This is a genomic window from Haloferax sp. KTX1, from assembly GCF_902410085.1.
GTDB lineage: Archaea > Halobacteriota > Halobacteria > Halobacteriales > Haloferacaceae > Haloferax > Haloferax massiliensis.
Window position 1 is genome coordinate 19,148 of the sequence record NZ_CABPRH010000018.1, and the last position, 23,484, is coordinate 42,631.

Annotated in this window: 19 protein-coding genes; 9 read left to right on the top strand and 10 right to left on the bottom strand. The window is 67.5% G+C overall.

The genetic code is table 11. From position 1 onward, the window contains the following. Positions 1 to 168: 168 nt before the first annotated feature. From FY251_RS19365 to FY251_RS19380, 4 genes are all read left to right on the top strand, one after another. Positions 169 to 1,038, top strand: coding sequence for a fumarylacetoacetate hydrolase family protein (locus tag FY251_RS19365; protein WP_148416633.1), 870 nt, complete (start codon positions 169 to 171; stop codon positions 1,036 to 1,038). 451 nt (positions 1,039 to 1,489) lie between these two features. After that, positions 1,490 to 2,488, top strand: coding sequence for a class II fructose-bisphosphate aldolase (fba, locus tag FY251_RS19370; protein WP_148416634.1), 999 nt, complete (start codon positions 1,490 to 1,492; stop codon positions 2,486 to 2,488). Between the two features lie 3 nt (positions 2,489 to 2,491). Next, positions 2,492 to 4,036 carry an FGGY-family carbohydrate kinase gene (locus FY251_RS19375; RefSeq protein ID WP_148416635.1) on the top strand — a complete coding sequence of 515 codons (1,545 nt, stop codon included), beginning with the start codon at positions 2,492 to 2,494 and terminating at the stop codon, positions 4,034 to 4,036. After that, positions 4,026 to 5,066, top strand: a complete 1,041-nt coding sequence (locus tag FY251_RS19380; protein ID WP_148416636.1) for a 2-hydroxyacid dehydrogenase — start codon at positions 4,026 to 4,028, stop codon at positions 5,064 to 5,066. Before FY251_RS19375 ends, FY251_RS19380 begins: the two co-directional genes overlap by 11 nt. 133 nt (positions 5,067 to 5,199) lie before the next feature. Here FY251_RS19380 and FY251_RS19385 read toward each other — a convergent pair whose 3' ends face one another. The 6 genes from FY251_RS19385 to FY251_RS19410 all read right to left on the bottom strand — a co-directional run bounded on the left by FY251_RS19385 (position 5,200) and on the right by FY251_RS19410 (position 12,074). After that, complete coding sequence (locus tag FY251_RS19385; protein ID WP_148416637.1) at positions 5,200 to 6,153, bottom strand: mannonate dehydratase; 954 nt, start codon at positions 6,151 to 6,153, stop codon at positions 5,200 to 5,202. Positions 6,154 to 6,202: 49 nt separating this feature from the next. Beyond that, complete coding sequence (locus tag FY251_RS19390; RefSeq protein ID WP_148416638.1) at positions 6,203 to 7,555, bottom strand: DUF362 domain-containing protein; 1,353 nt, start codon at positions 7,553 to 7,555, stop codon at positions 6,203 to 6,205. Positions 7,556 to 7,757: 202 nt separating this feature from the next. Then, on the bottom strand, positions 7,758 to 9,953 hold the full coding sequence (locus FY251_RS19395) for an LUD domain-containing protein (protein WP_148416639.1): 2,196 nt from the start codon (positions 9,951 to 9,953) through the stop codon (positions 7,758 to 7,760). After that, positions 9,950 to 10,456, bottom strand: coding sequence for an LUD domain-containing protein (locus tag FY251_RS19400; protein WP_148416640.1), 507 nt, complete (start codon positions 10,454 to 10,456; stop codon positions 9,950 to 9,952). The genes FY251_RS19395 and FY251_RS19400 overlap by 4 nt, the downstream gene beginning before the upstream one ends. A 149-nt stretch (positions 10,457 to 10,605) precedes the next feature. Continuing rightward, the gene (locus FY251_RS19405) at positions 10,606 to 10,950 is read right to left on the bottom strand and encodes a cupin domain-containing protein (RefSeq protein ID WP_148416641.1); all 345 of its coding nucleotides are present in this window, start codon (positions 10,948 to 10,950) and stop codon (positions 10,606 to 10,608) included. A gap of 317 nt (positions 10,951 to 11,267) precedes the next feature. Next, the gene (locus tag FY251_RS19410) at positions 11,268 to 12,074 is read right to left on the bottom strand and encodes an aldo/keto reductase (RefSeq protein ID WP_148416642.1); all 807 of its coding nucleotides are present in this window, start codon (positions 12,072 to 12,074) and stop codon (positions 11,268 to 11,270) included. 181 nt (positions 12,075 to 12,255) lie between these two features. Between FY251_RS19410 and FY251_RS19415 the strand changes: the two genes are divergently transcribed. Then, positions 12,256 to 13,095, top strand: coding sequence for an aldo/keto reductase (locus tag FY251_RS19415; protein ID WP_148416643.1), 840 nt, complete (start codon positions 12,256 to 12,258; stop codon positions 13,093 to 13,095). 83 nt (positions 13,096 to 13,178) lie between these two features. On the opposite strand, the gene FY251_RS19420 is transcribed toward FY251_RS19415, so the two are convergent. Beyond that, positions 13,179 to 14,240: a zinc-binding dehydrogenase gene (locus tag FY251_RS19420; protein ID WP_148416644.1), complete on the bottom strand. Its 1,062-nt coding sequence runs from the start codon at positions 14,238 to 14,240 to the stop codon at positions 13,179 to 13,181. A gap of 543 nt (positions 14,241 to 14,783) precedes the next feature. Here FY251_RS19420 and FY251_RS22700 point away from each other — a divergent pair. Both FY251_RS22700 and FY251_RS19425 read left to right on the top strand, forming a co-directional pair. Then, complete coding sequence (locus tag FY251_RS22700) at positions 14,784 to 15,032, top strand: hypothetical protein (protein ID WP_187367456.1); 249 nt, start codon at positions 14,784 to 14,786, stop codon at positions 15,030 to 15,032. Continuing rightward, positions 15,029 to 17,203 (top strand): PAS domain S-box protein, encoded by a 2,175-nt coding sequence (locus FY251_RS19425; protein WP_148416645.1) that lies wholly within the window; start codon positions 15,029 to 15,031, stop codon positions 17,201 to 17,203. Before FY251_RS22700 ends, FY251_RS19425 begins: the two co-directional genes overlap by 4 nt. Before the next feature lie 70 nt (positions 17,204 to 17,273). Here the strand turns inward: FY251_RS19425 and FY251_RS19430 are convergent, their stop codons facing one another. From FY251_RS19430 to FY251_RS19440, 3 genes are all read right to left on the bottom strand, one after another. Further along, the gene (locus tag FY251_RS19430; RefSeq protein ID WP_148416646.1) at positions 17,274 to 18,284 is read right to left on the bottom strand and encodes a HEAT repeat domain-containing protein; all 1,011 of its coding nucleotides are present in this window, start codon (positions 18,282 to 18,284) and stop codon (positions 17,274 to 17,276) included. An 85-nt stretch (positions 18,285 to 18,369) separates the two neighbouring features. After that, on the bottom strand, positions 18,370 to 19,635 hold the full coding sequence (locus tag FY251_RS19435) for a PQQ-binding-like beta-propeller repeat protein (RefSeq protein ID WP_148416647.1): 1,266 nt from the start codon (positions 19,633 to 19,635) through the stop codon (positions 18,370 to 18,372). Further along, positions 19,625 to 20,815, bottom strand: a complete 1,191-nt coding sequence (locus FY251_RS19440) for a PQQ-binding-like beta-propeller repeat protein (RefSeq protein ID WP_148416648.1) — start codon at positions 20,813 to 20,815, stop codon at positions 19,625 to 19,627. Before FY251_RS19440 ends, FY251_RS19435 begins: the two co-directional genes overlap by 11 nt. 127 nt (positions 20,816 to 20,942) lie before the next feature. Between FY251_RS19440 and FY251_RS19445 the strand changes: the two genes are divergently transcribed. Continuing rightward, a complete protein-coding gene (locus tag FY251_RS19445) occupies positions 20,943 to 22,232 on the top strand; it encodes a PQQ-like beta-propeller repeat protein (RefSeq protein ID WP_148416649.1) in 1,290 nt (429 codons plus the stop codon). After that, positions 22,229 to 23,452 (top strand): PQQ-binding-like beta-propeller repeat protein, encoded by a 1,224-nt coding sequence (locus FY251_RS19450; protein WP_148416650.1) that lies wholly within the window; start codon positions 22,229 to 22,231, stop codon positions 23,450 to 23,452. Before FY251_RS19445 ends, FY251_RS19450 begins: the two co-directional genes overlap by 4 nt. The last annotated feature ends 32 nt before the right edge of the window (positions 23,453 to 23,484 follow it).

A 23,484-nucleotide genomic window follows, 5' to 3' on the forward strand; every position in this document is an offset into this window, starting at 1 on the left:
CAGCCATCGGTCGCGTGACTAACTGTGACACCGCCGCAACCAACCCGTCTCTTCTTTCCGTCATTTCCGGCCCATCCATATCGTGAGCGAACCCCTCGTCCACTCGCGGCGATGCGGAAACCACGTCCCTCAGTAACAATTATGTAGTAGTGGGCGTTCCGTCTTTTCATGCGCTACCACGCACTTGCGGGGACAGAGCGTTCAGCACTCGCTGCGTCCGACGGCGACGACGTCTACGATCTCACCAGTGCGAACCCCAACGTAGAGACCTTCTCCGATCTCGCTCGGGCGGCAAACATCACTGAGCAGACTATCGACGACGTCGCCGAGGGGCTCATCGACGACGCGGAGCGACTCTCTTCCGACTATCTCGACGAGCGAATCGGGCGTCCGGTGGCTCCCGACGAGGTGTGGGCCACGGGCGTCACGTACCACATCAGCGAGCAGGCGCGAAAGGCCGAAAGCGGGACACCGGACGTCTACCTCGACGTTTACGAGGGGGACCGTCCCGAAATCTTCTTCAAGGCGACGGAGAGCAGGACGGTCGGTCCACGGGAGACAGTGGGTGTCCGGGGCGACTCCACGTGGAACGTCCCAGAGCCCGAACTCGCGGTGGTCCTCTACCGGGGTGAGATAGTCGGCTACACTGTCGGCAACGACGTGAGCAGTCGTTCCATCGAGGGCGAGAACCCGCTGTACCTGCCGCAAGCGAAGATATACGACCGCTGTTGTTCAATCGGACCGTGCGTCGCGTCCACCGAGTCGGTGAGCGACCCGCACGGGCTCGAAATGTCGATGCGCATCGAACGCGACGGGACCGTTCTCTACGGAGAGTCGACCTCGACGTCGGAGATGGTGAAGTCGTGCGAGGAACTCGTCTCGTACTTCACTCGACACAACGTCGTCCCCGAGATGGCGGTCTTGTTGACCGGGACGGCACTCGTCCCCGACGAGGGATTCTCCCTCGAACCCGGCGACCACGTCGGCATCGAAATCGACGACATCGGCGTCCTCGAAAACACGGTCACGACTGTCTAACGCCGATCGGTACGAGAGCGCCCGACCGAGCGACCCGTCCCGTGGCGGTCTCGGCTTCGAATCACTCCATCTCCCGAGTCCAGTTCACTATGACCGGATGGTCCGACCCGCGAACGTGACGAGCGGGTGTCGAATCGGTTCGATATCGACCTCTCGACCCGCACGTTCTACGAACTCTATCCGAGAAACCGCCGGCACGCAGCTCTCCGTTCGCTATCGTCGCACAGCGTCGAGAGATTCGTATTACATCTATAGTATCGTAACGGTCGGTTGCTAATCCGGCCGAATCGACCGACTGACGCGGGGTCCCGTTCGACGCGGTGAAGTGAAGCAATCGACGTCGCGTTCACCATCGTCGAACAGACTGCCACCAATCGGGTCGAGTCGGTGGACGCCGCGACGTTCGAAAGTATCCGACACGTATTTCAGAGCACTCCGTGAATGACAATCAATGACATACTCACGTGGGTCGGAGCTATCCACGGTCTACGACCGGGCGCGAACGAGCGGGTACGGGTTCGTCGCGAGCAACATCACGGAGACGAACATCCTGACCGGACTCGTCCGCGGCGCGGAGCGTGCCGATTCGGACCTCGTCGTTCAGGTGAAACGCGACACCGCCGCGTTCGCCGGGAACGGCGACCCCGACACGGGGTTAGATATCCTGGCGACGCACGTCGAGAAGCTCGGCGAAGACGCCGACGTCGGCGTGTTTCTCAACGTCGACCACGTCCCCGCAGACGACCGCGCGTTCCTCGAATCGTGCGTCGCCTCCGGGGTCCCCTCCTCGCTGATGGTCGACGCCTCGCACGAGCCGTTCGAAGCGAACGTCTCGCGCACCCGCGAGGTGGTCGAGATGGTTCGAAACCGCGAACAGGACATGCTCGTCGAGGCCGAACTCGGCATGATCAAAGGGCTCGAAGGCGGCGTCGAGACGACCGAAGCGTACTACACCGACCCCGAACAGGCCGTCGAGTTCATCGAGAGGACGGGGGTCGACCTCCTCGCAATCTCCATCGGGACGGAACACGGCGTTTCGAAGGGCCGCGACCTCGAACTCCGCCCGGACATCGCACGCGACGTGGGGCAGGCCCTGGTGGACCACGGTCTCGATACGCCGCTCGTCGTTCACGGGTCGTCCGGACTGTCCGACAGTCAGGTCCGAGAGCTCCTCTCGACCGGGGTGTGTAAGCTGAACAAGAACACCAGATATCAGTACGAGTTCGCCAGGACGGCCTGCGAGTTCTATCGGGACCACGAGTCGAGCATCCTCCCCCCCGAGGGCGTCGACGACGACCGACAGGGGTTCTTCGGCGACGCGGAGTGGTCGCCGGACAAACGCGACTTCACGCCCCACCGAGTCTGCCGGGACGTTCAGGACCGAATCGCCGACGTGATGACGGAGGTCGCCGCGCTCTCCGGGAGCGCCGGTGAGAGCCTGTACGTGTGACAGATGACGACGACTGACGACCCACTCCTCCTCGGAGTCGACGCGGGGTTGACGAACGTCAAAGCCGCGGTGTTCGATACCGACGGGAGAGAGCGGGCGGTCGCGGTTCGGCCGACGCCGAACGAGCGCCCCCGCGCCGGCCGCGTCGAGCGCGACCTCTCGGCGTTCTGGGACGTGACGTGTGAGACGATTCGAGCGGTCCTCGGCGAGTCCACCGTCGAGGCGGATGCCATCGCCGGGGTCGGCGTCTCCGGCCACGGACACGGACTGTACGCCCTCGACGACCGCGGACAGCCGGTCAGAGACGGTATCACGTCCTTGGATAGCCGCGCGAGCGACGTCGTCGAGGCGTGGGACGAACGCGGCCGCTCGGAAGCGGTTCGCGCGATTACGGGGTACGACCCGTTCGTCGCCGACCCGTTGAGCATCCTCGGGTGGATTCGGCAGGAAGAACCGGCGGTCTACGACGCCATCGACCGGCTCCTGTTCTGCAAGGACTACCTCAAATACCGGCTCACGGACGTCGTCTGTACGGACGAGATGGAAGCGAGCGTCTTCTACGACATCGACGATGAGGCGTACTCGTCGGAGCTGTTCGACACGCTCGGACTCGGCGACTGCGCTGACGCGCTGCCGCCCGTCGTCCCGAGTACGGCGGTCTGTGGCGAGGTGACGGCGGCGGCGGCCGGCGAGACCGGGCTCGAAGCCGGGACGCCCGTCGCGTCCGGCCTTCACGACGTCGGCGCTGTCGCGCTCGGGTCGGGCGCGTTCCGACCGGGGCAGGGGTCGCTCATCGTCGGCACGTGGGGACAGAGCATCTACGTCTCCGCCGACCCGAACACAGCCGACGGCGGGGGGCTGAGTCGGCGCTACCTCGGGGACGCGTGGCTCCAGTACCGCGGAACACGGTCCGCCGCGGCCGCGGTCGACTGGTTCACTCGGGAGTGCTGTCGCGATTGGGACGACGAGGCGGCGTCCGACGCCGCGTTCTACGCCAGACTGAACGAGGCGGTTGCGGAGGTCCCAATCGGCTCGAACGGGCTCGTGTTCCTCCCGAACCTTCAGGGGTCGACCGACGACCCGGACGAACGCGGCGCGTTCGTCGGCCTGACTATCGAACACGACCGGGCCGCGATGGTACGGTCGATATACGAGGGCGTCGCCCTCTCGTTGAGCGACCGATTGCTGGAGCTCGCGTCCGAAGACGGACTCACCGACGTTCGCCTCGGCGGGGGCGGCGCAAAGAGCGCCGTGTGGTCCCAGATGTTCGCCGACGTGCTCGGCGAACGGGTCGCCGTCCCGACGGGTCAGGAGGCGGGTGCCCGAGGTGTCGCCATCTGCGCCGGTCTCGCCGTCGGCCTGTACGACGACGTCGAATCCGCCGTCGAACGCGTCGTCGGGGTCGAACGCCGGCACGACCCGACGCCGGCGCACACTGACGCGTACCGGGAGGTCCACGACGCGTACCGACTGGCCGCCGAGGGGACCGCCGCCACGTGGGAAAAATTAACGTCGATTGAGCGGGAGACCGAAACGAATGACGATTGAAACCGTGCTCCTCTGCGGAGACCCGCAACAGCCGAGCGAGTACATGTACGAGGCGGCGTCGTTCCTCGAATCCGAAGGCGTGTCGCTCTCCCGTATCGACTGGAAAGCCGACGTCTCCGCGGAACGGTTTCGAGAAGTCACGATGGAGATGGAGTCGAGGGGGCCGTCCGCTTACGACACGTCGAGTATCGAGGAGCACCTCGACGGCGTGGACGCTCTCGTCGTTCACAAAGCGCCGGTCTCCGCGTCGGTAATCGAAGCGGGCGACTCGCTGCAGGTCGTCGGGGCCGCACGGGGAGGCGTCGAGAACGTCGATATCGAGACCGCCGAAACGAACGACGTCGCCGTCCTCCACGCGCCCGGACGGAACAAGAACGCGGTCTCCGACTACGCCGTCAGCCTCTTGCTCGCGAAGGTCCGCGAGATTCCGCACCACACGAGCGCGCTCCACGCCGGCGAGTGGAGCCAAGAGTTCGACCCGGACCGGTTACCCCGCGACGTCGAGGCGATGACCATCGGTATCGTCGGGTTCGGAAACATCGGTCAACAGGTCGCCCGGCGGCTCTCGGGGTTCGGCCCCGAACTCCTCGCGTACGACCCCTATCAGGACGAGTCGACGTTCGACGACGCCGGCGTCGAACGCGCGACGCTCGACGGCCTGCTCGAACGCGCGGACGCCGTGACGCTTCACGCGCGACTGACCGAGGAGACGCAAGGTCTGCTCGGCGGGGACGAGTTGGCTCGGATGAACCAGTCCGCGATACTCGTCAACTCCGCCCGCGGGGGGCTCGTGGACGAAGCCGCGCTCGTCGACGCGTTGCGAACGGGGTCGATTGCGGGGGCGGCGCTCGACGTCTTCGAGACCGAGCCCCTCCCGGAGGACCACCCGTTCCTCGAAATGGACAACGTCGTCCTCTCACCGCACACCGCGGGGTCGACGCGCGACGCCGTGACGAACGGCCCCCGGATGATTGCCGAGGGAATAGAGAGCCTCATCGGCGGCGCGGACCCCGACAACCGAATCGCCTGACTGAAGCCGGACAGGAACTGGGTTCGGCGTGTCGACGCTCGGGATTCCGCCGTACTCGCCCGTGTCGAACCGCCGCCTCTGGCGTCGGTACATCGGTCGAGAGCAGAGCGGTCACGGCGCGGACGTCCGGCCGTTACTCGACCGCCTCTAGCAGCCCCTTCAGATACCCCGTCGCGTACAGTCGCCCGAGCGTCATGTACCCCGGGTTCGAGTTCTCCTCGCCGGCCATCGTCGGGACGTGGTCGGGTCGGACCGGCCCCTCGAAGCCGATGTCGCGGTACGCTTGGACGCAGGCGCGCATGTCGGTCGGCCCCTCGTCGTGCCACGTCTCGACGAACCGCTCGCTCGTTCCCTCGACGTCGCGGAAATGCACGAAGTTGATTCGGTCGCCGAAGCGCCGAATCGTCTCCGGGACGTCCGCGCCCATCGCGGCGAAGTTCCCCTGACAGAAGGTGATTCCGTTGTGTTCGCTGTCGTACATCCCCATCACGCGCTCGTAGTGCTCCGGCGACGTGATGATTCGGTCGACCCCGCGGAGGTTCTCTATCGGCGGGTCGTCGGGGTGCAAGGCGAGTTTCACGCCCGCTTCCTCGGCGACCGGGACCACCTCGTTGAGGAAGTGTTCGAGAGCGTCCCACAACTCGTCTGCGCGTACGGGGGCGAGTTCCTGTTGGGGCGCGTCTTCCATGAACTCGTTGCTGTACGCCGTCGTCAGCGACCCGCCGCGGGCGGGGAGCGCCGTGGAGGTCCGCGCCCAGCGCTTGCCCGCCATCCAGTCGTAGGCGACGACCGGCACGCCGAGTGAACCGAGGTTTCTGAGGTACTGCTTGAACCGCTCTATCTCCTCGTCGCGACCGTCGCGCCCGAGTCGAGTGTCGTCGGATATCGGAACGCAGCCCTCGATGACCCCGACGTCGAGGCCGTAGTCACGGAACTCCCGAGTCAACGCGAGCAGTTCGTCGTACTGCCACGGTCGCGACCCGTCGCCGATTTCGAGCGTGTGGACGACGGCGGTGTCGACGCCGACCTGTTTCGCGAGGTCCCACCGTTCGTCGCGCTCCGGCGGTAGGATGAGTGATGGCTCCATATCACACGGTTTCGTTCGAGCGTTATCAGTGTTTCTCGTGCATCCACGGTCAGTGGTCGCCCGCTTCGAGGACGTCGTCGACGAACTGCCCGTCTTCGAACTCGACGGGGGCGGGCGCTTCGACGACGCGCAGGTCGTCGCGTTCGCGCGCCTCCTCGACGAGCGGTGCCGACACGGCGATGCGGTCGAGGCGCATCGTGTCGCGAATGCGGACGACGCGCGGCGCTTCGAGGGCACTCACGCCGACGGTGGACAGCGAGGCGATAAGACCGGCCCGGTCGGTTTCGACGGCCGGCGGAATCCGAGCGGCCCGCGGTGTGCTCGCGGTGAGCACGTTGACCAGCGTGTCGCCCCAGTTCAGTTCCTCGAACAGGTCCGCGTGGACGAAGTCCGCCGACCCGAGTCCCGAACCGTTCCCGTGGGAGGCCGGCGTCAGCCCGCGAACGAATATCCGTGTGATGTCCGGTTTCGGCGGGTCCGGTTCGAACCCGTACACGATTCGGCCGATGACGTTCGTGTCCATGCCCGCCCCGGAGACGTCCTTTCCCATCCGGTCGACCACGAGCACGTCGGCCTCGTCGAACGGGATGGTCGGGAGGCGCTCGTAGGCGAGTTCGAGGAATTCCGCCTCTCGGTCCAAGAACCCCGACGGCGGCACCCCCTCGATGAGCGCGGTGTCGTCGTGTTCGTCCTCGACGATGGCGATGCCGCCGGCAATCGGGAGGTTCTCGACGTGTAGACGCGCGATTTCGGGGAGCATCTCCCGGAAACTCCAGTCGGCGGCCCAGTCGTGTGCCGCTTTCGCGCCGCGCTGTTTGCCCATCCCGATGACGAGCATCTTCGAGAGCCCAGACTCCACGTCGCCCTGAAAGTCCGTGTGGGGCTTCACGCGGTTGACCGGGATTATCGCGTCCGCGGCCGCCGCGTTCGCGTCCGCGTGGACCTCGACGTCTCGGACGGGCGTCTTCCCGATGACGACCGTGTCCATCGTCGCTCGAATCTCACAGCCGATGCGCGCTTCGGTGACGCCGAGCGCTTCGAGCATCTCGCGTTGGCCCTCGGCGGTCGCGCCCCCGTGGCTCCCCATCGCCGGGACCACGAACGGCTCGTACCCGCGGTCGTCGAGCGCGTCGACGACGGCGCTAACGATGGTCGGGAGGTTTGCGATACCGCGACTCCCCACCCCGACGGCGACTTCGCCGCCGTCCGGCACCGCGTCGAAGTCGAGCGTTTCGACCGCATCGAACACGCTGTCTCGAAGCCCCGCTTTCGGAATCGGGTCCGTCTCCCACAACTGTTCGACGATTCCCATCTCCGGGACCGAGTCCATGCCGCTCACTTCGAGGACGGCTTCCTCGGAAATCGGGACTGGTCCGTCCCGCTGGGTGCCGGTGTCCGTCATGTGCTATACATTCGCACAATCTGAGAAAAGTCTGCCGCCGTCGGCCTCGACACCGAAGCGCGAACGCGTTGAGAACCGCCGCACAGCGTGGATGAACGCCACGGTTCCGGTCGGACTCGCGACGTTGTGCGGAGTCACCGCTGACGCCCGCGAGGGAGTTCGGCTGACCGCTCCGCGGGGGGAGCGTCCGAACCGGTCTACGTCATCCGTCCGGTGCGATGAGTTCGACCGGATGGACGACCTCCCGTTGGAACAGGTCGCCGAGTTGTTCGGTACAGGAGGTCCCGCTCGCGACGAGCGTGCGGTCGGTCGCGTCCGCGAACTGCGCTTCGAGATCCCCCCCGACGTCCATGCTGAGTTCGTAGTACTCGCTTTTGTAGCCGAAGCTCCCCGCCATCCCGCAGCACTCGACGTCCGAGGTGAGGAGGTCGAAGCCGAGTTCCGTCAAGACGGCTTCGGTGTACGTCTCGACGCCGAGGGTGCGTTGCTGGCAGTGGCTGTGGTACGCCAGCGGCTCCGACGGCTCGGCGAGCACGCCCGCGTCGGCCCCGGTGTTGAGCAAGCCGTAGACGTACTCCATGACGTCGTAGGAGTTCTCCGCGAGTCGCTCGTGTGTCTCCCCGTCGAGGAGCTTCCCGTACTCTCGGCGGAACGCGGCGAGGTCCGAGGGCTCGATGACCGCGACGTCGAACCCGTCGTCGATGTACGTCGTCAGGTCGGCGGCAACCGCGGACGCTCGCCGAGTTGCGGTCCGTATCATCCCCTGCGAGAGCGGTGCCCGGCCGCTCTCCTGCGGCGTGGCGAGTTCGACCTGCGCGCCCAGCGCTTCGAGCGTCCTCACCGTCGCCTTCCCCCGGTTCACGAGCACGTAATTGGTGTACGCGTCGGGGTAGACGACGACCTCGCGCCCGTCGTTGTCCGGCGAGCCGCGGGCGGCGAACCAGTCGGTGAGCGTCTCCCGCTCGAACGTCGGGAGGTCGCGCCGGGCGTCGACGCCGAACAACCGCTCCATCGCCGACCGCACCGGTCCGAGTTCCGCGAGTCGGTTCGAGAGCGGTGCCGTCGCCGACCCGACCCTCGCCAGCGTCCCGAAGTTCCCGAACAGGCGCTTCTGCGCGTCGAGCCCCCCCGGCTCCGCATCGGGAGTCAGCCCCTCGACGAGGAAGTCGAAGGCGCTTTCGACCGGTTCGCGGTTGATTCTGTCGCGGACGACCGTGTTTATCCACGGGATATCGATTTTGACGGGGCAGGCGTCCGCACAGCGCGAACACCCCGTACAGAAGTCGTTGAACGTCGCCGCCGAGTCCTGTCCGTGAACGCCGGCTTCCCACCCCGTCGCGATGCCGCCGGTGTAGGTCTCGCCGCCGAACGCGTGGCCGCCGACGTGCTGGAAGTTCGCACAGGAGTTCGCGCACGCCCCGCACCGGATGCAGTAGAGCGTCTCTTCGAGGTGGTCGTCTCCTCGCATCGCCATCCGACCGTTGTCGACGAGGACGAGGTGGAACTCCCTGTCGTCGTCGCCCGACCCGAGCGGTTCTGTCGGCCGAGAGAAGTCGATGGTCGGCGACTCCACGGGCGGGGTGAGCATCGTGACGTACTGGGAGATGGGCTGTCCCGTCGCCGCCTTCGCGATGAGTTCGACGAAGGGTTGAAGTTCGTCGGCGCTCGGGATGATTTTCTCGACGCCCGCGACCGCGACGTGCGTGTTGGGGGTCACCGCGGTCTTGCGGGCGTTCCCCTCGTTCGTGACGAGCGTAATCGTGCCCGAGTCCGCGAGGACGAAGTTCGCACCGGTCATCCCCACGTCTGCAGAACGAATGCGTTCCCCGAGATAGTCACGCGCGAACGCGGTGAGTTCTTCCGCCGTCTCGAACGGTTCGTCCGGGTCGAAGCGGTCGTTGAATAGTCGAGCGACGTCTTCTTGCGAGCGGTGGAGCGAGGGGCCGACGAGGTGCGACGGCGACTCGTCCGCGACCTGGAGGACGAACTCGCCGAGGTCGGTCTCCCAGACGTCGACGCCGACGTCTTCGAGGTGGTCGTTGACGTCCAACTCCTCGGTCGTCATCGACTTCGATTTCACCACGGTCTCGGCGTCTTCGCCGTCGACGACGCCTTCGATGTACCGATTGGCGTCCGCCGCGTCTTCGGCGACGTACAGCTCGCCGCCGTTCGCTTCGACGCTCTCGCGGAGCCGGTCGATGAGTTCCGGTAACCGGTCGATTGCGTCTTCCTTGATTCGGCGCGCCCGACCGCGGAGGTCCTCGTAGTCGTCGAAGCGCTCGGAGACTTCGTACCGGTCTTCGTTGAACACGGTCGTGTTCTCGCGAATCGCGCCGCCTTCGGTCTCCAGTAGGTGACGGATGTGCCTCGCTTTCTCCCGGCGGTCTTCGAGGCTCATAGTCCCTCCACGAGCACCACGCGCACCGTTTTCGGCCCGTGGACGCCGTTCACGAGTGCGCCCATATCGCCGGTCGCACTCGCCCCGGTGGCGAAGACGGCCGACTCGCCGTCGGAAAACCGTTCGGCGAGGTGCGGCATCGCCTCGGTCACGTCCGCGAGGACGTCGCTCTCGCGGACGACGCCGACGTGGGTCGGCGGGTAGAGCGAGACGGGTTCGTTCCCGGCGGCGTTCGACTCGACGACGAGCGTCCCGTACTGCGCGATGGCGCGCCCGACCGGCGTGACGCCGGTCTGCGCTTCGGTGAGGGCTCTCGGCGTGAGTTCCGTCGTTACGGGGGTGTCCGTCAGCGAGACGCCGTCGAACCCGAGCGGGGTTCCGACGGCCGGTTCGTCGACGACGCCCGCGAGCGTCTCGGCAAACGTCGCGGGGGTCGCACGCGTCAACTCCACGCCGACGACCGTGAGCGACCGTTCGAACGCCCCGATAGTACCGGTGGCCATGACAGTATCATGCGGGACGGAAATGATAATTGTTGGCATGGGTCTCGGAGACTCGTATCGGTTCTGGACGGTCGCGGCGGTCGGTGCGCACGACCGGCGTCGCCGACTGCTGTCGACGGCGCGTCCGTCGTCGCGGGGCGGGGTCCCGCCTATTCGTCGTCACCTTCCCACGGCGGTGTCGGTCGCGGCGGTGAGAACACCTCGATACCGACGGCGTCGACCTCGCCGCGGTTCTCAGCCGAGTGCGGGGTCGCACCGGGAATCACGTAGGAGGTGTTCGGCCCGACGAGGTACTCTTCCCCGTCGACCGTGAACAGCAACTCCCCCGACGACACCCATCCGATCTGTTCGTGTTCGTGGCTGTGCGTTCCGACGAGCGCGCCCGACTCGATACGGAAGTGTTGAACGCTGCCCCGACTCCCCGCTGCGAGTTGCGCGAGGTGGACGCCGTCCAGTATCTCTTCGCCGTCGTCCGTCATCGATTGCACGTCCATAGGGGCGTCTCGTACGGGAGCGACTTAACCAATCCCCTCGTGTTCGGCGCGTTCGGGTCGCGTTCGACACGACTGAACAGTCGCACGCTGCGACGCGACAGCGTCGATTGGGTTGCGTTCCCCGGATCACGAGAGCGAACCGTCGCTGTGGACGCTCAGCGCGGACGTCGCCCGCCACGCCGCGGTTTACTATCGTCGGACACAGGCCGGTCCGATTCCCAGCGCATTACACGGGTACGCCTGTCATATCGTCCTCGCGTCCTCGTGGCGACCATCGAATACGTTCACTCTCGTCGCACACCGACTCGTCGGGGCGCTCACTGCCACGGCGCGCCGTCGCGCTCGACGAATCGCGTGCGCCGTTCGATGTCGTCGATGCGGGCGATGGCTTCGTCGTCCAGTTCGAGCGCGGCGGCACCGAGATTGTCTTCGAGGTGGGCACGCGAGGTGGCTTTTGGAATCGCGACGACGTTCTCGTGGCTCGTCACCCACGCGAGAGACACCTGCGCGGGCGACGTCTCGTACTGGTCGGCGATATCACAGATAACCGAGTTCGTGAGAGCCGCGCCGCGTGCGAGCGGCGAGTACGCGACGAGCGTGTAACCGTGGCGCTGTGCGTCTTCGACGAGCTCTCGTTGCGGTAAAAACGGGTGCATCTCTACTTGGTGTGCGAAAAGCGGTGATTCGAGGACTCCGCGGGCCTCGTCGAGGAGGTCGACGTCGAAGTTCGAGACGCCGACGTTCCGCACGAGGCCCTCCTCGACGAGGTGTTCGAACGCGCCGAGCGTCTCCTCGGCCTCGTACTCCCCGACCGGCCAGTGGACGTAGAGGAGGTCGAGATAGTCGACGCCGAGTCGCTCCATGCTCGCTTCGGCCTCGTCGAGGACTTCGTCGTGGGTCATCCCACCGCTTATCGGGTGGACTTTCGTGGCGAGAAACAGCTCGTCGCGAGGCACGTCGGCGGACGCGATCCCGTCGCCGACGGCCGATTCGTTTCCGTAGTGTTCCGCGGTGTCGACGTGTCTGTACCCCAGTTCGAGGGCCGTCCTGACCGACCGGGCGCACTGCGCCGGGTCGTCGTTCTCCCACGTTCCGAGCCCGATCGGTGGCAGCGATGGTACCATACGACGTATCACCCGCATCTGCAAGTAAACTCTTTCGCCGTCGGCACGTCCACGACGCAGCGACCGGGACAACTCCGAACCGTTGCGCGTTCAGTCCCGACCCGTCTGACCCGAACTGCGTTCGTTCTCGTCTCCCCGCACGGGGGTAGATTGATACGATGGCGTACTGATGTATCGACCGATGACGAGTTCGACAGTCAGACTTCCGAGCGGAGACGACCTCCCGAAGGTCGGTCTCGGAACGTGGGACATCGATGGAGCGACCGTTCGCGCGTCTGTTCGCGCCGCGCTCGACGGCGACTACACTCACGTCGACACGGCCGAAGGGTATCGAAACGAGCGCGAAATCGGCGAGACGCTCGCGGACTACGACCGCGACGAGCTGTTTCTCACGTCGAAGGTACTGCCGGCGAATCTCAACTACGGGAGCGTCATCGAGTCGTGTGAGGACTCGCTCGACAGACTCGGCACCGACTATCTCGATTTGTATCTGATTCACTGGCCGAACCCGGCGATTTCGCTCCGAGAGACGCTCGACGCGATGAAGACGCTCTCCGACGACGGGAGGGTTCGCAACGTCGGCGTATCCAACTTCAGCGGCTATCAGCTCAGCAATGCGTTGCACGTCACCGACGTCCCCATCGCCGTCAATCAGATCGAGTTCCATCCCTGGTTCCAGCGGCGCGAATTGGTCGACTACTGCCAGTCGAACGGGGTGGCCGTCGAAGCGGCCGCACCGCTCGGGCGGACGGAGGTGCTCCAAGATTCGACGATTCAGGATATCGCAGCGACGTACGACAAATCGCCCGCGCAAATCGTCCTCAAGTGGGCCGTCGAGAAGGACGTCGTCGTCCTGCCGAAATCGAGTTCCGCGACGCACATCGCGGAGAACGGTACGCTGTTCGACTGGGAACTCGACGCGGAAGACCAACGGCGTATCGACGGGCTGGACCGGAACCGGCCGGTCTACGATACGCTCGAACAAGACTGGTCTCGGGAGGTATACGGGATTCCGGAGTAGTCGATTCGGGCTGTCGAAGGGGTTCGGGCCGCCGACGCGAGCGCGGAGTCCCCCGTTTGGCTGCGCTCTTTCCCGTGCCACCGTCAGAACTCGGTGATCACTGGAATGCCGACGGTGTCGAAGTCCGTCATCGAAGCCAGTATCTCGGGGGTCCGGTCGAGAGACACCGTCTCGGATATCACTGCCGACGGGTCGAGCCCGCCACGGTCCATCATTCTGAAGAGTTCGTCGTACCGCGGTCGAGGCATACCGACCGCGCCGATGAACTGGAGTTCGTTGAGTACCATCCGGTCCGTCGGGAGCGCGACCTCGCCGCCCTCCTCGTTCGACGTGAGGCCGACCTGCACGTGCTGGCCCCTCTTTCGAAGGCTCTTGACCGCGTTCTGGCACGTTTCAGCGATTCCGAGGGCGTCGACAGAGACGTGGGCACCGCCGTCCGTCAGCGCCCTCACCGCCGCCGGGACGTCGGCGACGTCGTTCGCATTGACCGTTTCGACAGCGCCCAGTTCGCTCGCAAACGACAGCTTCTCGTCGAAGAGGTCGACGGCGACGACGTTGGCACCGAGGGCGTCGGCGATGTGAACGGCGGACAGGCCGACACCACCGCATCCGTAGACGACCACCCAATCGCCCGCGGTGACGTCTGCGCGGTGGACGAGGGCGTGAAACGAGGTCATGAACCGACAGCCGAGACCGGCCATCTCGACCGACGAGACGCTGTCCGGCAGGTGGACGACGTTGTAGTCCGCCCACGGCACGTGGAACCGTTCTCCGAAGGCGCCTTTCGATTCGGGTGCGAGTCCGAGCGGGACGCGGTTGTCGCAGACGTTCGAGCGACCCGACCGACAGGACGGACACGTCCCGTCACCGAGGTTGAAGGGGACCGTCACTCGGTCGCCTTCGCGGACGTGCTCGACCTCGCTGCCGACCTCGACGACGACACCGGCCGGTTCGTGGCCGAAAACGTGTCCGTCGTCGAAATCCCGGGACTCCCAGAGCGGGTCCCCCCGCCACGCGTGCCAGTCACTCCGGCAGATACCGCACGCTTCCGTCTCCACGACGACGCCCGTCTCGTCCAGTTCCGGTTCGTCAATCTCCCGGATTTCGAGCGGGCCGCCGGGAGTTGTGAAAGTTACTGCGCGCATCGTACCGTCGTGATTACCGGCAATCAGTATAGTTGTACGGGGACGCCCGCGCCGACCCACGAGCTCGCTAGCCGGGTTTCAACACAGAACACTCAGAATTAGATACTATATCTATATCTGATACTCTGGTGTCGAAATCGCTCGTCACCCGAAATCTCTCGAAGACGAGCGATAGCGAGGCGGGTGTAGTTCAAGGGGGATTCATCGGTGAAACCGCGATTCAAGCCAGTGAGGAGCAGTATCTCTCGCCCCCGAGGTCAATGCTGTCACGAACCACGCTTCGTGGACGGTGGTTTCCGAGAGGGGTTCACACGCAGACGAGATACCACCGTCGAGTCCCGTAAAAGCCCCTCAACGGCGGTATCGGTAGAACGGCGTCTCGTGAATGTGCCTGCGGCATCGCTTGTCCGAACGCGTCGGGAGAGAAATGAGCATCTAAATATCAGAACGATTCTGTTTTCAGAAACATATTTTTAATCGGATGATTACTCGCTCCCAGTCGGGGACCGTCGGTACGTCCCGCGGGCCGCGATAAGAGGGTTCGTGAGGAGGACGACGGAGGTTCGCGGTCAGTCGTCGTCGACGGCCGCCGCCGCTCGCAGCGTCTCGTCTCGGACCGGTCTACGGTTCGGACAGCAACAGCGCGGCCGCGCCCTCGCGGTGTTGGAGGTCAAGGCCCGCGAGGCGAGCGAACAGTTCACCGAGGCCGCGAACTCGCGCGTCTTCGACCGAGCCGCCGGCCCAGTCACGATTAAGTATCTTCCGTCGAACACTCACGGCGAACAGCTATGAGTGAGACGGTGAACGAGGTGGCCGTCCTGCACGTCGACGACGACGAATCCTTCGCGGAGTTGACGGCGGCGTTCCTCGAACGAGAGCACGACCGATTCCGGGTCGCGACCGAAACGTCGGTGGCGGCGGGACTGGACCGGCTTGCCGACGAGGAGTTCGACTGCGTCGTCTCGGACTACGACATGCCCAGCCTCGACGGTCTCGACTTCCTCGACGCCGTCCGCGAGAACGACCCCGAACTGCCGTTTATCCTCTACACGGGGAAAGGAAGCGAGGAGGTCGCGAGCGACGCCATCTCCGCGGGCGTCACCGACTACCTCCAGAAGGAACACGGGACCAGCCAGTACACCGTCCTCGCCAACCGCATCGAGAACGCGGTCGAGCAGTACCGCTCGCGGAGCGCTCTCAAGGCCAGCGAGCAACGGCTCTCGCTTTTCATCGAGCAGTCGCCCCTCGGCGTCATAGAGTACGACAGGGACTTCCGCATCGTCGGCGTCAACGAGCGCGCCGAGGGGATTCTCGGCTACTCCGAGGCGGAACTGCGCGACCGCACCTGGGAGGCCATCGTCACGGAGGACAGTTACGAGAACGTCGACACGGTCACGGACCAACTCGCCACGGACACCGGCGGCTACCACAGCGTCGACGAGAACGTCCGGAAGGACGGCGAACACATCCGCTGCGAGTGGCACAACCGCGTCGTCACCGACGACGACGGCGAGGTCGTCGCGGTCTTCTCGCTGTTTCAGGACGTGACCGAGCGCATCGAGCGCGAGGAACGACTCCGAGAGACGACGGCGCGGCTCACCGCGCTCTTCGAGGAGTCGCCCGACATGGTCAACGTCCACAACGTCGACGGCGACATCATCGACCCGAACCCCCAACTGTGCGAGGCGACCGGCTACAGCGCCGCGGAACTCACCGAGATGAAGGTCTGGGACTTGGACCGAACGCTGGACGCCGAGCGAGCCACGGCCATCTGGAACGACATGGATAAAGGCGGCAGACGACGGGTCGAGAGCGTCTACACCCGCAAGGACGGGTCGACGTTCCCGGTCGAGGTCCACGCCCGCCGACTCGACCTCGCCGGCGAAGACCGCTTCGTCGCAATCAGCCGCGACGTCTCCGAGCGCGTCGACCACGAAGACGAGCTCGAACGGACCAACGCCCTGCTTTCGACGCTCGTCGGGGCGCTCCCGGTCGGCGTCCTCGCCGAGAACAGCGACCGGACCGTCCTCGCCGTCAACGACCGACTGCTCGAACTGTTCGACATCCCGGGGGCACCCGCGAACCTCGTCGACGCGGACTGTCGGAAACTGGCACGAGAGGCCGGCGAACTCACCACCGACCCGGTGGGCTTCGTCGAGCGCGTCGACGAACTGATATCCGAGTCCGAGCCCGTCTACGCCGAGTCGGTCGAACTGGAGAACGGCCGGACGCTGGCCCGCAGCTACGAACCCATCGAACTGCCCGACGGGACCGGCCATCTCTGGATGTACCGCGACACGACCGAGCAGCGCGAGCGCGAGCGACAGCTCCAGCGGCAGAACGAGCGACTGAGCGAGTTCGCCAGCGTCGTCAGCCACGACCTGCGGAACCCGCTGAACGTCGCCGCCGGCAACGTCCAGTTGGCCCGCGAGGAACACGACAGCGACCGGCTCGCCACCGCCGCGGAGGCGCTCGACCGTATCGGTGACCTCATCGACGACCTGCTGACGCTCGCCCGCGAGGGCGACGACGTCGGCGACCGCGAACTCGTGTCGCTGTCCTCGCTCGTCGCCGACTGCTGGCGGACCGTCGAGACGGCCGACGCCGACCTCCGAAACGAGCTGACGGTGACCGTCGTCGCCGACCGGAGCCGGCTCCAGCAACTCGTCGAGAACCTCGTCCGCAACTCGGTCGAGCACGGCGGTCCGGACGTGACGGTGACGGTCGGCGACCTCCCGAACGGCTTCTACGTCGCCGACGACGGCGACGGCATCCCGACCGACCACCGCGACACCGTCTTCGAGGCCGGGTACACCACGTCGCGCTCGGGAACCGGGTTCGGTCTCGCCATCGTCAAGCAGGTGGCGGAAGCCCACGGCTGGGAGGTCCGCGCCACCGAATCCGCCGAGGGAGGCACTCGCTTCGAAATCACGGGCGTCGACTTCGCCGACGGCCGGGAGTGAAAACGGCGCGCGGAGGGCGAGACGGGCGACAGAGACGCCCCCGAGAGCGTCATTCGCCGCGCCGGCCGACTCAGTGCGGAACGCCGCAACTCGGACACATCGGCGGCGCGCCCTCGGGGAGGTCGACACCGCAATGGGGACACTCGCCGTCCGCGTCGGGCGACGTAATCTCGGCGACCGCGTCCGCGGTCGTGTTTCGAACACCGGCGAGCGTCCCGACGCCGTCGGCCGGCGAGTCACTGCCATCGCCGTCACCCGACGCCCGGAGAAAGCGGACCCGCTCTGCGACGAACTCGGCCGCCTCGTCCGACTCCGTATCGAGTGCCGAGTCCGGAACCGTCACCGACCCGCCGCGCTCGCGGGCCAACAGTCCGAGTGCCTCGGCGGCGCGCCCCCGGACGAAGGCGTTCTCGTCGGCGAGCCGAGCGGAGAGCGCCGCCCGGACCGCGCCGAGCGAGTCCGGGGCGTCACAGCCGATGGCCGCTATCGCCGTACAGAGGTGGTATCTGACGAGTACGTCCCGGTCGTCGAGGTGTTCGACGAGCGTCGAGACGCGGTGGCGAAGCCGGCCGGGGTCGCCGAGCGCGACGCATTCGAGCGCCTTCGCCAACTTCCGTTTCACCTCGGGTTCGTCGAACGAGAGGCCGACGCGGAGGTCCGCGAGCACCGCCGGCGAGGCGACCGCGTCGGGGTGTTCGAGCGCGACGTATCCCAGCGCCTCGGCCGACCGCGCGCGGACGTAGTAGAACTCGTCCTCGTCGGCGAGGCGCTCGACGAGCGCCGGAACCGCGGGCGCGACCGCGTCGGGAGCGTCCGCCGCGACCGCGACGAGCGCCTTCGCGGTCAACAGCCGGACGGCGCGGTCGTCGTCGGTGAGAAAGGGCGTGACGGCGGGGAGGAACGACTCGAACGCGGTCGGCCGGTCGTCGGCGAGGCGTCGAAGCTCTCGGAGCGCCCGCTTTCGGTCCTCGGTCGACGCCGTTCGGAGCGCCCCGAGCGAGTCGCTCACCTTGCCGTAGGTGCGGTCTTCGACTGACTCGATGAGGCGCACCAGCGGGGGTGCGCGGCGTGTGTCGTCCATCGGTTCGTGTGCCTCGTTGGCGAGGTATCACCTCGGCGCGTCAATAAGTTGGTGGGTGTGCCGCGCGCCCAGCGCCGAGTGGGAGTCACCCCAGCGGGAACCGCGCGACTACGCCCTCTTCGACGTACGAGACGAACACCGACGACGGCTCGACGCGGAGGGAGAGTCGGCTGTACGAGTCGGGTTCGTACGACCACCGCGTCTCGCCCGACCCTCGGGCCAACACCGCGAAGCCCCGGTCCCAAGCAGCGACGACACGGGAGTCCGTGACGCCGAGTGAGTCGAGCGACGGGAGTCCAGTGACGGTCTGCCACCGTCGCGTCCCGTCGAGACCGAAGCAGTCGATTCGGCCGAGAATCCCGCCGTCGGGGTCGTCGACGCGGCTCCCGACGAACACCGCGTCGTCCGTGGCCTCGACCGCCCGAATCTGGTAGCCCGTGGGGTTTTCCCACAGGCGCTCGCCGGTCTCCCGGTCGAACGCGAGCAGTTCCTGCCGCCCGCCGTCCCGGTCGCGGGTGAGGTACGCCTGCGACCCGAGCACCATCGTCCGTCCCACGTCGCCGATGGGGACGCGCCACCGAACGCTCCCGTCGGACCGTTCGAAGGCCGCCAGCGTTCCGTCCCTCGCGGCGACGACGAGTCGGGCGTCCGCGACCACGTTGGAATACCACCGCCGGGGCTCGGTCCGCCATCGGACGCTCCCGTCCGCCGGCGAGAGCGACGTGACGCGCGATTCGGTCTCGCTCACCGGCACGGGCACCACGAACGAGTTGTCGGTGACGCCGTTGAGGAAGTACGACGAGACCGCCTGTTCGAAGCGCTGGTCGCCGGTCTGTGGGTCGTATCCGGTGAGCGTGTTCTCGGGGGCGGCGAGGTCGAGTTCGGCGACGAGCGACCCGGTGCGGACGAGTCGCGCCCGGTGGGACGTACCCTCGTCGCGCCACAGTTCGTCGCCCGCCGAGTCGACGGCGTAGAGGTCGCCGTCGGTGCTGTGGACGTGGTACGGGCCGCCGGACGCGGGAGCGGCGGGCCGCGCCTCTATCGGCCCGCCCGTCTCGAACCGGAGGGCGGTCGAGCCGTCCCCGCGCCGCAGGCCGTACAGCGCTTTGTCCTGCATCCCGACGAGAACCAGTTCGTCGGTGACGGCGGGCGGGCCGGCCATGAACGCGCCGTCGATATCGCGTCGCCAGACCGGTCGTCTCCCGCCGAGTCCGGGAATCGAACTACAGCCGGCGACGGCGAGCGAACCGACGGCCGCGAGGCCGCCGAGCACTTCCCGGCGGGAAACGTTTCGGTCCCGGTTCCCGGCCGAAGCCGTCCGCTCCGGGCGCTCCGGACGCTCACTCGGCATCGAGCACCTCCGCGTCGAGGCGGGCGAGTTGCCACTCCTGTCCGACGTAGACGCCGTCGCCCGCGGCGACGGCCCAGTTCACCCTGCCGCCGTCGAGGTAGCCCTCGAACCGGTATTCGTTGAGAGGCGTCCCGTCGGTCGCGTGGACGCACAGCGCGGTGGGCTTGAACGGGACGGTTCCGCTGGACCCCCGAACGAGGATGTCCGAGCCAACGACGGTCACCAGTCGGTCGCCGACGCGGGTCGGGCCGCAGGTCACGGGGGCGGCTAGCTCGTCCCGCCACAGCCGGGTTCCCGTCGCGGCGTCGAAGGCGTACAGGAAGTAGTCCGCGCCGCCGACGTACACGCGGCCGTCGGAGACGAGCGGGCGGGCGAACACGGTGTTTCGGAGCGGCGCGCGCCACCGAACCTCGCCGGTCGCAGCGTCGAGCGCCAGCAGTTCCTCGGTCGCGCTCCCGACGAAGACGGTGTCGCCGGCGACCGCCACCGACGATGGCGATGGACCCACGTCGACGCGCCACGATTCGGAGCCGTCCGTTGCGAACCGGCGGAGCGTCCCGTCGAGGACGGGCGCGACGACACCGGCATCGGAGCCGTCGCCGGCGGACGCGGCGGCGGGCGCACCGGCCAGCGACGCCGGAAGTTCGGCGCGGAAGCGCCGGTCGCCGTCTTCGCGGGACAGCCCGAGCAGTCGGTCTACCACGTCGTCTTCCGTGCCCGAGATGGGGAAGACGACGGTGTCGCCGGCGACGACCGGCGGGTACTGAACGACGCCCGGGTCGGCTCTGTCCACGCCCGTCAGTTCGGTGGTCCACGCTCGCTCGCCCGCCTCGTAGTCGACCGCCGCGGCCCGTCCCGCCTTCGAAAGCAGGTAGGCGCGGCGGTCGTCGACGCCGAGGGGCGACCGGTGACCCTTTCGACCGGTCACCGCCCAGCGCTCCTCGCCCGTCTCGGGGGCGACCGCGGTCACCATCGGGTCGGCGTGAAACGGGCTTCCAGTCCCGACGAGCAGGGGACCGGACGGCGGCCGGCGGGCGCGGGTCGGGGTTCGCACGTCCGCCGTCCACGCGGTCGGCATCGGAAGCGAGTCGTCGCGGCCCGTGAGGGTCGCGCAGCCGGCGAGACCGGCGGCGAGCGCCGGAATCGCCTTCAGCGCGTCGCGTCTCGAATAGGAGGGCATCAGCGAGGACGTGTGGACCGACTGATAATACGTTTGGGGTTCCGACGGCGGCGCGACCGGCCGCGGCCGGCGAGTCCCCGAGCGGGGAGCCACGAAGGTTTTTATCCCGCGCCGAGACGGCGGGCGTATGCTCTCCAGACGCGAGGTGCTGGCCGCGGGCGGAGCCGCGCTCGTGAGCGGGGTCGCCGGTTGTGGTGGTTCCCCACCGACTCCGGACGCGACGTTCGATGCGCCGACGACGGCGTGGCCGACCGCCGGCTACGACCCGCAGGCGACAGGTCACGCGCCCGCCGGCCCGGCCGAGGGAACCGTCTCGTGGAGCGTCTCGCGGAGTTCCGCCGACCCGCCGCTCTACGGCGCGCTCTCCCCGCCGGTCGTCGCCGACGGCACCGTCTACGTCGCCGGGCTCGCTACCCACTACTACAGGCCGAACAACTTCGTGAGCCCACTGGCCGCGATAGACACCTCGTCCGGGTCGCTCCGGTGGGTCGAAGGCTTCGCGGACGGCCTCGGCGGCAGCCCCGCAGTCGCCGGCGACGACTCCGGAACCGTCGTCGTCGGCGGGTACGACGGCGCCCTCCACGCCGTCGGAAGCGACGGGTCGAGCGAGTGGACCGCGGACCTCGGCGGCCGGCTCGGCACGCCGACGGCGTACGGGGACCGGCTGTACGTCGAAAGCGGGAGCGGTCGCCTGCACGCCGTCGGAAGCGACGGGAGTCGTCTGTGGACCGCCGACCGGCCGGGGCCGTCGGAGCTCCTCGCCGGCCCGGACGAACCGGTCGAAACCACGATGCCCGTCGCCGACGACCGCGGCGTCTACGCCGCTTTCACGCCGTTCGAGCGGGAGCGCGAGGCGGTCGTCGTCCTCGGCTACGACCACGGCGGCGGGCGGCGCTGGCGGACGGTGCTCGACGGCCGGTACGGCCGGTCGCCCAACGGCCTCGCCGTCACCGACGACGCGCTGTACGCGACCGCCGGCGGAACCGTCTACGCGCTCGACGCCGAGACCGGAAAGCAACGCTGGCGGTTCGTGACCGGCTCGGAGGCCGCCGGCCCGCCGACGGTCGATGACGAGCGAGTCTACGTCGGCGGGAAGAACCTCTACGCGCTCTCGCGGAGCGAGGGCGTCGAACAGTGGCGCGTGGTGAACGAAGCGCCGCCGAGCTACGACCGCGACCCGACGGCACTCCCGTATCTCGCTCGTCCCCCCGTCGCCGACGGGCGGGTCTACATCCGAACCGGAGCGGTCTCCGCCGCCGACGGGGCGCGGCTGTGGGGCGGCGACGCCGACGAGTGGCTCCGGAGCGGGAACTACTTCGTCGAACCGTACTACAGGCGACCGGTGGCGTCGCCGGTCGTCACGGAGGACGCGCTGTACCTGACCCACGCGCACCGCGGGGTGGTGAAGGTCGCATGACCGACGCCGACCAGCGCCCGACTCGGCGACGGCTCTTGGCGAGTCTCGGAAGCGCCGTCGCCATCGGCGCTACAGGCTGTCTCGGAACGCGGTCGGAGTACAACCCCACGAACGGGGAGTGCCCCGAGTACGACCCCGTCGAACCGGCGACCACGGACTGGCGCGGCGTGATGGGGCCGACGACGAACACCGGGGCCGTCGCGGCCGAGGCGGTCCCCGAGGGCGACCTCACCATCGACTGGACGGCCCCCGTCGAGACTCACGTGGGCCATCACGTCCCGGTCGTCGCCGACGGCACCGTCTACGTCCACGACATGGACGACGAACTCTCCGCGGTCGACGCCGAGACCGGCGAGCGAGCGTGGACCAGACCGCTCACCGACCCCGAACCCGCGCCCGCCGTCGGCGGCGGAACGCTCGTCGTCGTGACCCGCGAGGAGACCCACTCCTTCGACGCGGCGACGGGTGACCGACGCTGGAAACGGGAGGGACTCGGCGGCGGCATCTTCGGGGCGAGCCCCGTCGTCGCGGGCGACACCGTCTACGTCCAAGCGGGCGTGGCGACGCACGCGCTGGCGCTCTCGACCGGCGAGACCCGCTGGCGGGCCGCGACCGGGTTCCCGTCCAACTCGACGCCCGCCGTCGCCGGCGGCACCGTCTACACCGCCGGCGACGACACCTACGTCCGGGCGCTGGCCGCGGTTGACGGGACGGAGCGCTGGCGTGCGAAGACGAGCGCCCGAATCGCGTGTAACGTCTCGGTCGTCGAGGGGACCGTCCTCGTCGGGACAGAGGCCGGAATCGTGCTCGGATTCGACGCCGAGACCGGCGAACGGCGCTGGCGCTATCGGCTCGAACCGAGAAAGACGAGGGGCGAGAGTCGACCGAGACGGCCCGAGACCATCGCGACCGACGGGAGTCGGGTGTACGTCGCGACCGACGACCGACTGGTCACGCTCGCGCTGGCGGACGGCACTCGCTGTTGGGATAATCGAAGCTACGCCGGAAGCTATGCGAGCGGCATCGCGGTCGGCGCGGGGAGGGTGTTCGTCCCGACGCACGACGACAGCGGTGGAGCGGTAACCGTCCTCGACGCCCCCACCGGAAACACGCGACAAGAGCTGGCCGCTGGCAAGCGCCAACGCTTCGACATCGGCCCGAGCGTCGCCGGGGGCGGCGTCTACTTCGCCGGCCGGAGCGCAGTCGTTCGACTGAGTTAGACCGGCCGCCGGGCGCGACTCAACCGGTCAGG